General features: G+C 66.2%; 1 protein-coding gene. It reads right to left on the bottom strand.

Going from position 1 to position 1,104, the window contains the following annotated elements:
• Window positions 1–55: 55 nt before the first annotated feature.
• Complete coding sequence (locus tag SFC76_RS19575) at window positions 56–1,090, bottom strand: IS110 family transposase (protein ID WP_322851088.1); 1,035 nt, start codon at window positions 1,088–1,090, stop codon at window positions 56–58.
• Window positions 1,091–1,104 lie beyond the last annotated feature (14 nt).

Below are 1,104 nucleotides of genomic sequence, written 5' to 3' on the forward strand. Positions count from 1 at the left end.
TGCCATACCCTCCTTCGACCGACTGCGCCCTCCGACGCCTCTGGCCTGCCTCGGCTTACGCCGTGACTACGACCGGAGCTCTGTAATCCTCTTGTCTCACCAGCAATGCCCAGACGGTGCGCGCCATTTTGTTGGCGAGCGCGACCGTGACCAGCATGCGCGGCTTTCTGGCGAGCATGCCTTCAAGCCATGAGCCCGCTGGCGCGCCTCGCTTGCTCGCCTGGAGCACGACCGCGCTGCTGCCAATGATGAGCAGCCGTCGCAGCGTTCGCTCTCCCATTTTGGAGATCGCGCCGAGCTTCTGCTTGCCGCCGGTCGACGCCTGCTTCGGTACCAACCCCAGCCAGGCAGCGAAGTCGCGCCCCTTGGCGAACGTTTCGGCCGGAGGCGCGATCGCTGCGATGGCGGTCGCGGTAATTGGACCGATGCCGGGGATCGTCATCAACCGGCGCGCCACCTCGTCCTCGCGGGCGCGACGCGCGATCTCCTTGTCCAGCGCCGCGATCCGCTCGTCGAGCCCAGCCAGCATATCTACCATCATCGCGAACATCGGCCGCGCGGCTTCAGGCAGTGTCTCGCCGATCTCCCCGCCATCAAGCAGGTCCGCCAGCATCGCGAGGTGAGCCGATCCCTTCGGCGCAACCCAGCCATACTCGGCCAGGTGCCCGCGGATTGCATTGCCGAGCTGGGTGCGCTGCTTCACGGCAAGGTCTCGCGTGCGGAACACCAGCGCGGCCGCCTGCTGCTGCTCGGTCTTCACCGCCACGAACCGCATGCTCGGTCGCTGCGCCGCTTCGCAGATCGCTTCCGCATCGACCGCATCGTTCTTGTGCCGCTTCACATAGGGCTTCACGTACGCTGGCGGAATCAGCCGGACCTCGTGACCTATCGCCTGCAGCTCGCGCGCCCAGTGATGGGCGCCACCACACGCCTCCAGCGCCACCATGCACCGCGGGTGGGCCGCGAAGAAGTCGAGCAGCTTGCCTCGCGTGAGCCGGCGACTGAACACCGCTCGACCAGCAGCATCAGCTCCGTGCGCGTGGAAAACTTGCTTGGCGATATCCAGACCGATTGTGGTAACTTCCGACACGGACGCCTCCCTGA

Source organism: Sphingomonas sp. CD22 (genome assembly GCF_034556155.1).
Taxonomy (GTDB): Bacteria; Pseudomonadota; Alphaproteobacteria; order Sphingomonadales; family Sphingomonadaceae; genus Sphingomonas.